Below are 12,854 nucleotides of genomic sequence, written 5' to 3'. Positions count from 1 at the left end.
AGTGAGTGCAGTCAAGGCGGCGACACCTGCGACGACGATTTTGTGCCAAGGATTTCGAATTTTCATGAGGCCTGGTCCCCGTTCCCGGTGAAGATGAGCGCCAAGTTTTCTCTGGCAGGATTGCCTTCGTCCCAGTAGTTGCTGTGGATTTCTTTGGCATTGCCCTCCATGTTGTCGCTGGTGAAGGTGTTCCCTCCAAAACCATGCCAATCCACGAAAGTTCCCGCTCCGATGTCGAAGTTGACGCCGCCATCAGTCGGGTCAGGCCCCAGCGCGCCGGTCTCGGCAACGGGGTTGATCATGTCGCCCGGTGCGACGGTCGCGTAGAAATTGTCCGGGTCGATGCCGAGTTCACTGGCATTCTCCACGACCATACCGGGGCTGGCCACGGCGACGATGTTGTCGGTTGCGAGGCCGTGTTCACTGGCTGATTGGCCGATAACCGTCGTCCCATACGAATGTCCCACCACCGTCGTATTCGTGCCATCGGGATCGGCGTTGGTGGATTCCAGGCCGCTCATGAACGAAGACAGCGGTGCCGAGGCATCCTCGGCGTAGGACATGCGAGGGGAGTCCAGGGCGGGGTTGTCGGGTGCGTCGTAGCCCAGCCACATCACGACGGCCGTCTCTCCGCTCCCAGGAATATCGCCGGCGTCCAGGGCCATGGTCTCGGCGCGGTCCAGCAGACCGCCGCTCGCACCGCTCAAATCGGCTCCTGTTCCGGGAACGTAGACGGCGGTGTTGTCTGCAGTGTCGGGGTTGCCGACGGAGACGATCGCTTTGCCGTCGCCAGCGGAGTCATAGCCCAGCAGATAGAAGTCCTGCCCGGTAGCGGCCTGCTCTCTGATCGCGTCCTGAAGGCTGTTCAGTCCGTCGCGGCGGTCGCGTTCGGCTTCGAGCCGTTCGAGCTCATCGGTCATTGCGTCGTACGAGCTGTTGAGGAATTTCGCTCCGTCGTTGAACTGATCGATCTCAGCCTGCAGCGCGACGATATCCGCGTCGAGCGTTGGGCTGAAGCGGTCAAGCTCGGCTTCGAGCAGTTCCCTGTTCGCGTAGTCACGGGTGTCGGTGGGGACACCGTCGAGGCCGCCCAACAGTTCGGGGTGGTTTTCGAGCATTGCGATCTGCTCTTCGCCGCTCAACGAGTTCCACCACTCGTTGACTTCTTCGGGGGAGGCGCCGTCGTCGATAAGGTCCTGCAGCGCCCCGACCTCTTCGGCTGCGAGCTGGTCAAGCACGGCTTCCTCGGCGGTGCTTAGCGTCTCCGCATACAGTGCGACGGCAGCCTTCAACGCCTCGTCCGCTGCAGTCGCATCCTCAAGGTGCGCATTGACCTGTGACTGCATACCAGAGGCGTAATCGACTGCGGCTGTGCCCTTCGCCGTGTTGGGCACGACCGTGCCGTCAGCACTGAGACTTGCTTGCTCCTTGTCGATCATCCCTGCCAGCATGGTCATACCGTTCTGGCTGGTGCGGAATCCGGAACAGGCGTCTTCGACGGCGGCTGCCACGCGGCGGGCTTGGGCGGCTCGTTCGTCGAGGTCGGCGGCGAACTCCTTGATTCGGGTGCGGCCCGCTTCAGCTGAGTCGCCGTCCCAGTTGTCTGCTTTAAGGTCGCCGGTGCGGTAGTCGTCGAGCGTCGCCAGGTGCTCTTCCAAGTCCTTCGAGACCTGGAGCCAGGCTTCGCCAACCGCTTGCAGCGCATCGATGTCGGCTTCGATGAGGGCTTGATATGAAATCGGCATCGGCATCACACCGCGATGTCGGGGCCGTGCGCTGAAGGCACCGCGTCGGCCGGATCGCGAGCGGGAAGCTCAGGGGCCGGGACGCCCTCGGTGCGGGGGAACTCTGCCGCATAGGCGTCGAAGGCGGAGGACACGTAGCCGTCCAGTTCCACCGTGTCTCGCACAGCGACGACCAGATAGCCGGCGAACTCCTCGATCTCGAAGCGGTGCTTCGGGACCAGCTCGTCATTCCACTTGCTCACGGCCTCAATCACCTCGGACACACCGATAAACGCGGCGGTATCGACCGCGCCGCTCAAGCCGTCGGCGCTGTCGACGACTTTCTTCATGGATCCGTAAAGATCCTCGGACAGGGCGAAGATGTTGGTCGCGACCTTGTCGACTTCGTCGGGGTCGAGGTTGAAGCCGCTGCTCATTGCAGCCGCTTCACTTCGATGACGCGGACGTTAGTTGCCGGACAAGGAAGCGGGCACGACCAGGGATGCGGTGTCATTTGTCTTCTCCGTGGGGAAAGGAGGTATTTGGGACCGTCGCTCACTGTACCGACTTGGTGGGTCACCTGGGGTACGCGGATCACTCGATGCGCTGGCACGGTGCGGCTGCGGCTGAAGGGATGCAGGCACGTGTGTCGCCTTACATCGGCCGGTGGGAGCGGGCGTTCGATGCGCACCGGGCGTTCGGGGAGGTGGCGGTGTTATGAACCGATTGCAGTTCATCGTCGCCGCCTGGGTGGAGGGGCGCCTGCTCCGATTCGAGCCGGTGCTCAAGCGGCTCGTGAGGTGATTGTGGACAGAGTGGCAGGCGTGTGGGACGGCAGCACCCGGGAATGCGATGGGTGAGTGGGAGCGGCCGGGCCGTGATCTGTGAGGCAGGACCGGGGCGATTGCCCTGCTGAGGTGCGTCTTTGCGTGCGGTCCGGAGCGCAGCCGCGCTCCGGACCGCGCGCTTCAGCCGTGATGTGCAGAGTGGTGAGAGTGGACTGCAGAGACCTATGGAGGTTTACAGAATATATGTCCATTGTGTTCTCAAGGCATCGGGATATTTAAGTTCAGGCTTGTTGACATGTCGTGGCCGGAACACTACATTCGTGAATGCGATCGCTCCCACCATCCCTCATCGCATCATCTCGATGCAGACAGGAGTCATCATGACCTCACCCAAAGTCCGTCAATTCGCCCGAAGAGGCGCCGCACTCGTCGGGTCCTTCATCGTCGCCGCGGGCCTCGGCCTCGCGGTGGCCGCGCCCGCCGAAGCCGGGGCGGTGGCCTGGTCCAAGGGTGGCTGCACCACCGCCGGGAGCTCCACTTCCACGAAGATCACGACCGGGCCGTACTCGGGTTCGTGCGGGTTCGGCTACGGGGCCGCGGGCTACACCGGCTCGACCCTGAAGTGCAGCAACGGCGGACAGCACTCCGGGTCCTGCACTTCGAGCGGCATGACCAAGGGCTACCACACGACCCCCATCGGCAGCGGTTACTCGTACGTGTAACGGCGACAACCAATGTCAGACAAAGCCGCCTTCCGTCCACGCCATCTGATCGCGATCGCGTCGGCACTGCTCATGCTGATCGCAACGGCCGCGTGCACTGAAACGGAACCGTCTGACGACCACTGGGACCTCGTGGTCCGCGAGCTTCGGCCGCGGACCACGGGGTTCGACGTCGGGGACGGCGTCGACCGGCCCGTGCGGGGCTACCCCGGGACGATGAGCGGGGTGATCGAACCGGACCCGGTGGAACTCGCTGAGGACGTGTCCGTGCACGCGCCCCTGACCGCCGCGCAATTCGAGGAAGGCGCCGCGCTCCAAGTGGAGGCGATCGAAGCCGGGCCGGACGCCGAGGCGGCCTGGACGGTCTTGGACGGCGTCCGCTCCTGCATGGCGAGCGTCGGGTCCGGGTACGGGCATCGCGTCCTCGGCTACGCCCTGCGCCTCGACCCGGCCGGGGGAGCGCCGACCATCGCGCTCGGCCTGCTTGAGGACGGCGGGTACGACACCTTCGACGACGGGACCGGGGTGTCGCTCGCCATCGACTGCCAGCGGCTCTACGTGGACGACTACCTGGCCTGGCTCAACGCGACCGCCGTCCTCTCCCCGACCGACTGGAGCCCTTGCACGCCAGGGGCCGCCACTCCCGAATGGCTCGACGAGATCGGGGGCGGCATGTTCGACCCGAACGAGTCAGCACTCTCCCTGCACTGCGGTACCGGTGCCCAGTCCGACCTGATTGCAAGGCGATGAAGCAACCACGAGTGAAGTTCCTGGCCGCCGTGGCGGCCGCTGTCGGCGTCGCACTGTCCGCCGGATGTTCCGATGACGCGAAGGAGGTCGACGTCGAAGGGCTCCGCGCCGCCTACCTCCACAACCTCGAGCAGGTCTACGAGCTCGAGCTGATCCAGGCCCGGCTGTACCGCACCTGCATGGAGTCCCTCGGCTGGACCGAGCACGCCTTCACCGATCCGCCCGCGCAGGACGAGTACAACGGCTTCTGGGAGTTCAACCCGCGGCCCTCCGTCGAGGAGGCCAAGGAGGTCGGGTACTCCCGCTCCTACCTGTTCGGGCGGCAGCCGGAGTTGGTCAACACGCCGCAGTGGGACATGGAGGAGACCAGCGCCTACTACGACGACCTCGGTGGCGAGGGGTACGCCGACCTGCTGTTCGACCCCGCCTCGCAGCCCGATACGTTCCCTGGCGCCGAACCGGACCAGGAGGTGCTGTTCGAGCGGGAGTACCCGGAGGGCGGCTGCATCGGGGAGGTCGTGCGGGAGCTGTACGGCTCGCATGACGAGCTCAGGGACTACCTCGACTTGGAGTACGCCGCAACGTCAGTGGCCCCCGTCGCCGCGGCGATGGAGGATGAGCGGGTCCTCGATGTGCAGGTCGAGTGGAGTGTCTGCATGGAGTCCGCCGGGTATGTCTACGACCGGCCGATCGACGCCGAGCTGGCGGTGATGCAGTTCCGGCTCCGGGACGCCGATCCGGAGGCGGGCGAGTTCGTCTACGCCACCGCGATCAGCCCTGAGGAGGCCGAGCAGGCTTACGCGGACGCGGTCTGCAATGAGGAGGTCGGCCTCGACGAGACGCGGTTCGACGTGCTCTGGGAGTACATGGACCAGTTCGTCGCCGACCACGAAGTCGACTACCACGCCTTTTCGGACGCGGTGGAGCGCTACCAGGAGCGGGCCGGCGACCTTCTGGCGGAGGGCCGGTGGTGAACCGCGTGCGGTTCCCGGTGGTGGCGGTGGCACTGGTGGTCCTCGCCGGATGCCAGTCGTCCGCCCCTGAGCACGCGAGTGAGGCGCTTCCCGAGGACGTCACCGCCGCCGACGAGCGCGCGGATCAGTTGGCGGGGCTCGTGCTCGAAGCCGACTGGTGCGAGACGGCGGGCACCGGCACGGCCGCCGACGCCCTCTCCGCGACGGAGGTCCTGGTGGAGCGCAACGAGGACCGTCATCTCTACGTGGAGCACTTGGAGTACGACGCGGTCGGGTGCCTCACCGAGATGCTCGTCGACGCGGGCGGCGAGGCGGCGATCGCGCGCGTCGTCCCGGCCGTGGTCGATGTGGCCGCGGTGCCGGCGGGATCGGTCGACGAGGCGGTCGAGCTGCTCGACGTCTATCTCAACGGCACCTATCTGGAGTACGTGCAGGAGTTCGAGCAGGGCGCGATGGGCCAGCCGGGCCAGGGGGACGCGCAGCTCGACGGCATCTGGCTGCAGGACATGCCCGATGCCGCGGTCGTGGTCTCGTCGGTCAGGGACGGCGGCATGTACCCGGGCGTCTGGGCCTGGGGACTGGCCCGGACGGACACCGCCGTCCTGAAGGTCGAGGTGCGCGTCGCACTCGACGGCGGCTGGAGTGAGCAGGAACGGGAGCTGCGGGCGTCCGGCGCCGCCGACCTGGCCGAGGAGCTGCTGCGGGAGGCGCACCGCGGGCTCCTCGCATTGACCGAGTGAGCGGTCGGGCCGCGATCCGAAGGGATCGCGGCCCGAGTGCGCTGCAGGCGGTTCGCTATTCGGTGAGGGTGAAGGCCGGCGAGGTCCACTGCTCCCAGTGGGCCGGGTTCGCCTCGTCGCCTAGGGCTTTGAGGACCTTGATGTGAAGGGTCCATTGGCCCGGTTCGAGGGCGCCGGGGCGGGCTTCGGTGAGGTCTTGCAGGTGGATGCCCATGGCGTCGTCGGGGCCGGGGGAGCGCGGGAGGAACTGCTCGCGTTCCCAGTCGAGCACTTCGCCGGTGGTGGTGTTCACGGCGCTGACCTCCATCGCGGATACCTGGTGGCCCAGGTAGACGAGCGCCGCGAGGTCGGGGCCCTCGGTGAGGCTGAAGGTCTCGCCCTCCTCGATGTCGCGGTAGTCGAACTGGTGGGTCTCCGTGTCCTGGCCGACGACCGCGGCGAGGCGGGGGAACTCGGGGTGGTCGAGGACCGGGATCGCCAGGTAGTCGCCCTGGTAGCCGGAGTACGCGGCGGTCAGTGATTCGCCGGTCTCGGGGCGGGCGGTGATGCGGCCGCCGAAGACGCTGCCCTCGGGCAGGTCTGCGCTGGGTTCGACGGTCACTTGGACGGTGGCCGTCTGGCCCGGGTAGAGGTCGAGGGTCTTCGGTTCGAACGTGACGTTCGGTTCGGCCGCAACGAAGCCGGGCGCCCGCGTGTCGCCGGTGGTGGCGATCGTGGAGCGGTGGGTGAGTTCGTAAGTGCGGGTCTCGTGGTCGCGCGAGGTGAGCTGGAGTTCAAAGGTGCGCGGGCCCGTGCCGTCGCCGGTGTTGACGCCCGTGGGATAGAGGCAGGCCTCGGCGTCGAGGGCGTCGATCACGTCGATGACGCCGGTGCCCTGGCGGTGGGCCGCTTCGAGTTCGCCGAGGTCGGGGTTGTCGCCCCAGGTGACCGGCTTGGCGGCGTTGGCGAGCCGGGTGCGCACGTCGCGCGGTTCGAGGCGCGGGTCGTCGTCGAGCAGGAGCGCGGCGGCGCCGGCGACGTGCGGGGAGGACATCGACGTGCCCGAGAGGGACGCGTAGGAGCCGTCGGCCACCGGGACCGTGGACCAGATGCCCCCGCCGGGAGCGGTCACGTCCGGTTTGAACGAGAGGTCCGGGGCGGGCCCGTAAGCGGTGAACGAGGACGCGAAGTCGCCGCGCGGGAGGTCGACCAGGACCGTCTCTCCGGTGAACTCCAGGACCGGGGCCTTGCCGATGGCGGCGAGGTCGTGCAGGTCCGCGCCGTCGGTGTCGGTGACGGCGAGCGCCGGGACGGGTCCGTCCTCGATGCCGCTGCCGCCGAAGGGACCCGAGCGGTCGTTGTAGATGACGACGCTCGTCGCGCCTTCGGCGACCGCGCGCGCGTACTTCTCCTTGAACGTGCAGGTGCCGCGCACGATGAGCGCGGCCTTGCCGGCGACGTCCGTCTCGGAGGCGTCCTCAGGGCAGGCGCGGCCGAGCCACACCAGCGGGTCGGTGGCCGAACCCGGTTCGGGCTCGGGGGTCTCGTCGATGCTGCGGTAGCCGATGCCGCGGTCCAGGTCCGGGACGTACGCGGCGTCCATGCGCTGCTTCGGGTTGTCGGTGGAGGCCACGGCGATCACGTCGGAGCCGAGGCTCGGCGCCGAGCCCGAGTAGACGCCCGCTTCGCCGTCGTTGCCCATCGAGGCGACGACCGTGACGCCCTCTTCGACGAGCTTGTCCGCGGCGACGGCGGTCGGGTAGCCGGGCCACTGGAAGGACTGGCCGAGCGAGAGGTTCACGACGTCCATGCCGTCTTCAAGGGCGGCTTCGAGCGCCTGCATGATTACCTCGGAGCTGGTGGAGCCGTTGCAGCCGAACACCTTGTACGCCCCGAACTCGACATCGGGGGCGACGCCGGTGACCTGCCCGTTCGCGCCCACGATGCCCGCGACATGGGTGCCGTGGCCGCCGCAGTCGGTCGGGTCGTCGTCCGGTGTGGGCTCGGCGTTCGCGGGGTCGTCGGAGTCGAACTCGTCGCCGACGAAGTCGGTGCCGTACGCGACCCGGCAATCGTCGCCGAAGCAGCCGCCGAGGTCGGGGTGGGTGTAGTCGATGCCGGTGTCGATGATGCCGACCTTGACGCCGTCGCCGGTGATGCCCCGGTCGTGGGCGTCCGCCGCGCGCGTGGTCTCGATCGCCTGGGCCAGTTCGGGTTGCGCCTCCTCGGAGACGGCTTCGTCGCCGACGCGGGCGGGGCCCATGAGGAGGACGTCGGACCAGACCTGCTCGACCAGGTCGAGGCGCTCGAGGCGGCGGGCGGTGGCCGGGTCGGTCTCGACGGAGACGCCGTTCCAGATGCGCGAGAAGTCGTGCCGGACCGTGTAGTCCAGGTTGTGCGCGGCGGCGTCGAGCGCGGACGCGCCCGCGCCGGGGGCCAGTTCGACCAGCCAGACACGGGGGGATCCTGCATCCGGGTTTGCTTGGGCCGCAATGGAAGAGGAGGCCAGCAGTGGCAGCGCGAGGGCCGCGGCGACGACGGCGGTCGTCCGCATGCGGAACGCGGTGGGCCGAAGGCGGTGGAGAGCAGTGCGGCGCGAGCCCGGCATCAGGGGTCCCTTTCGAGTCGTGCCGGTCAGGGCGCACCGGATGCCCGGGACCCCGACCGGCAGCTATGGCAGGACCTCGATCGTGGGGCATGGCGGCGTCCGAACCGCGCATTTGCCGCAGCCGCGTGTCGGGATCGGAGGGACGAGTCAGGCGTCAGCCTTCAAAACGGGCATAGATGGGCCCCCGGTTTCAAGGGTGCCGCAGGGGTCCGACATCGCCTGCGGGGTCGGCGGGAGTTCGGCGCGGTCGGCCCGGTCGGCCTGGTGGAAGAGCGGGCGGTCGGCCGGATCGGACCGGTCAGGCGGTGAGGAGGTGCGCGAGCGCGAAGCCGAGAAGGCCGGCGGCGAGGCCGCCCGCGAGGTTCGCGGCGACGTTCCAGAGCGCGTGCCGCCAGCGCCCGTTCTCGACGAGCAGCAGCGTCTCGTACGAGAGCGTCGAATAGGTGGTGAGCGCGCCGCAGAAGCCGGTGACGAGCAGTGCCGTCCAGTCGGCGTCGGTCACGGCGACGGCGAGGAACACGGCCAGGCCGGACCCGAACACGTTGACGACCAGCGTGCCCCAGGGCAGGAACCGGCCCGCGTAGTGCGCGACGACGAGGTCGGTCAGGAAGCGGGCGGGCGCGCCGACGGCGGCGCCGGCGGCCACGAGGAGCAGGATCATGCGCGGCGCCGGACGAGGAGGCGGCGGGTCGCGAACATGCCGAGGGCGGCGGCGAGGAGCGCCGCGGCCATCGTCGCGAAGGCGTAGACGACGGCGAGCGCGGTTGCGCCGGCGTTCGCGGCGCGGCCGATGTCGAGGATGTACGTGGAGAAGGTCGTGAAGCCGCCGAGGATGCCGACGCCGACGAACGGGCGGATGCGGCCCAGGCCCGGCGCGACCTCGGTGACGGTGATCATGAGGACGCCGATGAGCAGGCCGCCGAGCGTGTTCGCCGTGAACGTGGCCAGGGGGAACGTGCCCGGGGAGGCGGGGAAGGCGACGGTGAGGCCGTACCGGGCGAGCGCGCCGATCGCGCCGCCGACGGCGACCGCGGCCAGGGCGGGCACGGAGGCGGAACGCAGCGCGTGGCGCAGGGGCGGGCGGCGCTCGGGTTCGCGGTGCGGCGGCTGGCTGGTGTCGGGCACGGCTTGAATCTAGTCGCCGCGATATTCCCGCGGGCCGGGCCGTATGCGGTCTCTCACTGATCCTTGCGTCCGTTATGCGAGTGCCGCTAGCCTTGTGAACGATGCGCTACACGATCACTGACCAGCACCTGACACGCAGGCGTCACCTCGACTTCTGCCGCGTGTCCACTGTGCTCTGTCCGTAGCCAGAACCTCTTCACCGGCGGGCTCGCCGAAGACCCCCTTTTCTCGCTGGCCTCGAGCCACCCCAGCGTTCTCCAGTAATCCCGCAGCCGGGCCGCGCCCTGCTGTCTGCCCAGAATCCAAGAGGTTCACCATGTCCGCATCCGCGGCAGCAAACGACACCGCGCAGCGCAAGCGCTTCAAGATCCCGTTCGCGTGGCAGCTCCTGATCGGCCTCGCGCTCGGCCTCGTCCTCGGGTACGTCGCCCGTGAATGGACCGTCGCCTGGCTCGGCACCACGCTCGAGACGATCGGGACGCTGTTCGTGCAGCTCCTGTTCCTGATCGTGCCGTTCCTGGTGTTCACCGCGATCGTCGCCTCGATCGCGAACCTGCGCAACCTCGCGAACGCGGGCCGCCTGGTCGCCAAGACCCTCGGCTGGTTCGCGCTCACCTCGGCCATCGCCGTCGCGATCGGCCTCGCCATCGGCCTGACCACGAACCCGGGCGAGGGTGTGACCCTGACGAGCTCCGCCGGGGCTCCTGAAACAACCGGCTCCTGGACGGACTTCCTGACCGGGATCATCCCCACCAATGTCGTCGATGCGTTCGTGAACGTGAACGTGCTGCAGATCGTGTTCCTCGCGATCGTCGTCGGCGCGGCGGCGGCGAAGCTCGGCGACAAGGCCGAGCCGTTCCTGAAGTTCAACGAGTCGGCGCTGGCCCTGATCCAGAAGGCTCTGTGGTGGGTGATCCGCTTGGCGCCCATCGGCACTGCGGCGCTCATCGGCAACTCGGTGTTCGCGTACGGGTGGGACCTGCTGGAGCCGCTCGCGGTGTTCAGCATCGACATCTACGCGGGCGCGCTCATCGTGATGCTCGTGGTCTACCCGGTGCTGCTGCGCTTCGTCGCGAAGGTGTCGCCGGTGCAGTTCTTCCGCAAGGCGTGGCCGGCGATCCAGTTCGCGTTCGTGTCGCGCTCCTCGGTGGGCACGCTGCCGCTGGCGCAGCGGATCGTGACCGAGCGCTTGGGCGTGGCGCGCGATTACGCGTCGTTCGCGTCGCCGTTCGGGGCGACGACGAAGATGGACGGTTGCGCCGCGATCTACCCGGCCATCGCCGCGATCTTCGTGGCGCAGGTGTACGGGGTGCCGCTGGGCGTGCAGGACTACCTGCTCATCGCGTTCGTGTCGGTGATCGGCTCGGCGGCGACGGCGGGCCTGACCGGCGCGACGGTGATGCTGACCCTGACGCTCTCGACGCTGGGCCTGCCGCTCGAGGGCGTGGGCCTGCTGCTGGCGATCGACCCGATCATGGACATGATCCGCACGGCCACGAACGTGACCGGGCAGATGGTGGTGCCGGTGATCGTGGCGAAGTCGGAGAAGATCCTCGACCGCGAGGTGTACGACGCGGCCCCGGTGCCGCTGGACGTCGAGGCGTCGTTCGGCGGTGCCGCTGAGGACCGGGGTTCGGGCGAGTCGCCGCGCCGCGGTGATCCTGCGCTTCAACCCGCGTAGCCCTATACGATATATCCTATAGGATTCGGGGCCCGGGTCGAAAAACCCATAGGATATATCCTATAGGATTTCAGCTTTGTTCTCTCCTGAAATGGCGGGGGCCGGCCCTTCGGGGCCGGTCCCCGTTTTCTATGCGCTCGTCTCGATGTGATGCTCGAGGCCGTCGAGGACGCGTTCGAGGCCGAACGCGAAGTAGTCGCCCATGGCGGCGTCCGACTCGGAGGAGGCGAGCGGCGCGAGGTTGGGGAAGCGCGCGCGCATCGCGGGGTCGGCGAGGAACTGGAAGAGATCGGCTTCGCCGCCGCCGCCCAGTTCGGGGCGGACCGCGCCGAGCACGAAGCAGTCGACCGTGAGCACGGAGACGAGGGCGAGTTCGGGGGGCATGCCGACGGCGGTGAGGCGGCCGATGACGGCGTCGACCCAGCCGGCCTCGCCCGGGCCCATGGGCCGTTCGGCGGTCCCGACGACGATGGCCCACGGGTGGGTCGTGAAGAGCTCGCGCACCCCGAAACCCCAGAGCCGCAGCGTCTCCCGCCAGGTGTCGGCATCGGGGAGCGGCAGCGGCCCCGCCATGAGGGAGTCGTACATGAGCAGGACGAGCTCGTCCTTGCCGGGGACGTGGCGGTAGAGGGACATGACGCCGCTGCCGAGCCGCTCGGCCAGGTGCTTCATCGAGACCTTCTGCAGGCCTTCGGTGTCGGCGATGGCGACGGCTTCGGCGACGATGCGCTCGCGGCTGAGGCCCGCCGGGCGTCCGCGGGCGGGGCGGTCCGCCTCGCCCCAGAGCAGTTCGTAGTCGCCTGTGCCCACTGGTGCGTCCCTTCCGCTCTCGCCTCGTGCACCGCAGCCTACGTCGCGGCCGGATGCGGGGGCGACCATCGGTCCTGCGTATGAGGTACGCTAATTAGCGTATCGCATACGCAGCGATCGGACCGCGAGATCGGAGACACCCCATGGCCGAGCCCACCCTCCTCGCCGAACCGCCGCAGACACCCGCGGCCCCGCCCGCCGAGGCGGGACCGAAGTGGTACCGCCGCCCTTGGATCGTGCCGCTGTTCCTGATCGTGGGCCTGTTCGTGGCCGCGCGCCTGCCCAGCTACCTCACCTTCGACACCGGCGACTCGCTCGTGGAGCTCCAAGCGGCCTTCCCCGAGACGCACTACCTGATGCTCACCGGGCACATCCTGTTCGGCTCCATCGCGATCATCACCTGCTCGATGCAGGTCTGGCCGTGGCTGCGGCAGCACCACCCGAAGGTGCACCGGATCTCCGGCCGCCTGTACGTCTTCGCCGGCGTCCTGCCCTCCGGCGTGTTCGCGATGATCGTCGCCGTCATGTCGGTGATCGGCCCGGCCGGGAAGATCGGGAACCTCCTGGGCGCGTCGCTGTGGCTCGGCTTCACCTTCATGGGGTTCGTGGCGGCCCGGCGCCGGAGGTTCCAGGAGCACCGCCGCTGGATGATCCGCAGCTTCGCGCTCTGCACCTCCATTGTGCTCAACCGGGTGTGGATGGCGCTGTTCATCGTCGGCCTCATGCCGTTCCTGGACGGCTACTACGGCGGCGAGATGGAGCCGCTCATCCTGGACGCGGCCATCGCCTCGATCTGGACGAGCTGGATCGTCAACCTCATGCTCGCCCAGTGGTGGCTCGACCGGAAGCCGCGGCGCCCCCGGAAACCGGGCGTCAAGCGCACCGGGCCTGCCACCAAAGTCGCAGTCGGCGCCTGAGCCTGCGACTTTCGGGGCGGCCGGACCTGCACCCCC

12 protein-coding genes are annotated in these 12,854 nt (G+C 68.4%); 6 read left to right on the top strand and 6 right to left on the bottom strand.

Going from position 1 to position 12,854, the window contains the following annotated elements; genetic code table 11:
- Nucleotides 1-62 precede the first annotated feature (62 nt).
- The gene (locus AB0I03_RS10240; protein WP_360409583.1) at nt 63-1,751 is read right to left on the bottom strand and encodes an alpha/beta hydrolase; all 1,689 of its coding nucleotides are present in this window, start codon (nt 1,749-1,751) and stop codon (nt 63-65) included.
- A complete protein-coding gene (locus AB0I03_RS10235) occupies nt 1,751-2,161 on the bottom strand; it encodes a hypothetical protein (RefSeq protein ID WP_360409580.1) in 411 nt (136 codons plus the stop codon). The genes AB0I03_RS10240 and AB0I03_RS10235 overlap by 1 nt, the downstream gene beginning before the upstream one ends.
- Nucleotides 2,162-2,892: 731 nt before the next feature.
- On the opposite strand from AB0I03_RS10235, the gene AB0I03_RS10230 reads away from it, so the two are divergent.
- Genes AB0I03_RS10230 through AB0I03_RS10215 form a run of 4 tightly spaced genes read left to right on the top strand, consistent with a single transcriptional unit; the run spans nt 2,893 to nt 5,698 of the window.
- Nucleotides 2,893-3,234: a hypothetical protein gene (locus tag AB0I03_RS10230; RefSeq protein ID WP_360409577.1), complete on the top strand. Its 342-nt coding sequence runs from the start codon at nt 2,893-2,895 to the stop codon at nt 3,232-3,234.
- 12 nt (nt 3,235-3,246) lie between these two features.
- Nucleotides 3,247-3,984 (top strand): hypothetical protein, encoded by a 738-nt coding sequence (locus AB0I03_RS10225; RefSeq protein ID WP_360409574.1) that lies wholly within the window; start codon nt 3,247-3,249, stop codon nt 3,982-3,984.
- Entirely contained in the window at nt 3,981-4,958 is a 978-nt protein-coding gene (locus AB0I03_RS10220; protein WP_360409571.1) for a hypothetical protein, read from the top strand. The genes AB0I03_RS10225 and AB0I03_RS10220 overlap by 4 nt, the downstream gene beginning before the upstream one ends.
- Nucleotides 4,952-5,698, top strand: coding sequence for a hypothetical protein (locus tag AB0I03_RS10215; protein WP_360409568.1), 747 nt, complete (start codon nt 4,952-4,954; stop codon nt 5,696-5,698). The genes AB0I03_RS10220 and AB0I03_RS10215 overlap by 7 nt, the downstream gene beginning before the upstream one ends.
- 55 nt (nt 5,699-5,753) lie before the next feature.
- Here the strand turns inward: AB0I03_RS10215 and AB0I03_RS10210 are convergent, their stop codons facing one another.
- The 3 genes from AB0I03_RS10210 to AB0I03_RS10200 all read right to left on the bottom strand — a co-directional run bounded on the left by AB0I03_RS10210 (nt 5,754) and on the right by AB0I03_RS10200 (nt 9,410).
- Nucleotides 5,754-8,231, bottom strand: a complete 2,478-nt coding sequence (locus AB0I03_RS10210; RefSeq protein WP_360409565.1) for a S8 family serine peptidase — start codon at nt 8,229-8,231, stop codon at nt 5,754-5,756.
- Nucleotides 8,232-8,583: 352 nt separating this feature from the next.
- Complete coding sequence (locus tag AB0I03_RS10205; RefSeq protein ID WP_360409562.1) at nt 8,584-8,946, bottom strand: CrcB family protein; 363 nt, start codon at nt 8,944-8,946, stop codon at nt 8,584-8,586.
- Nucleotides 8,943-9,410, bottom strand: coding sequence for a CrcB family protein (locus tag AB0I03_RS10200; RefSeq protein ID WP_360409559.1), 468 nt, complete (start codon nt 9,408-9,410; stop codon nt 8,943-8,945). The genes AB0I03_RS10205 and AB0I03_RS10200 overlap by 4 nt, the downstream gene beginning before the upstream one ends.
- A gap of 316 nt (nt 9,411-9,726) precedes the next feature.
- Between AB0I03_RS10200 and AB0I03_RS10195 the strand changes: the two genes are divergently transcribed.
- Entirely contained in the window at nt 9,727-11,091 is a 1,365-nt protein-coding gene (locus tag AB0I03_RS10195; protein ID WP_360409556.1) for a dicarboxylate/amino acid:cation symporter, read from the top strand.
- Between the two features lie 129 nt (nt 11,092-11,220).
- Here AB0I03_RS10195 and AB0I03_RS10190 read toward each other — a convergent pair whose 3' ends face one another.
- Nucleotides 11,221-11,901: a TetR/AcrR family transcriptional regulator gene (locus AB0I03_RS10190; RefSeq protein WP_360409554.1), complete on the bottom strand. Its 681-nt coding sequence runs from the start codon at nt 11,899-11,901 to the stop codon at nt 11,221-11,223.
- A gap of 143 nt (nt 11,902-12,044) precedes the next feature.
- On the opposite strand from AB0I03_RS10190, the gene AB0I03_RS10185 reads away from it, so the two are divergent.
- The gene (locus AB0I03_RS10185; protein ID WP_360409552.1) at nt 12,045-12,818 is read left to right on the top strand and encodes a DUF2306 domain-containing protein; all 774 of its coding nucleotides are present in this window, start codon (nt 12,045-12,047) and stop codon (nt 12,816-12,818) included.
- The last annotated feature ends 36 nt before the right edge of the window (nt 12,819-12,854 follow it).

Origin of the sequence: Glycomyces sp. NPDC021274, from assembly GCF_040641195.1 — a bacterium.
In the GTDB taxonomy this organism is placed as follows: Bacteria; Actinomycetota; Actinomycetes; order Mycobacteriales; family Micromonosporaceae; genus Glycomyces.
The sequence above is the reverse complement of the archived record's forward strand: the minus strand, read 5'-3'. Positions and strand labels throughout refer to the sequence as shown.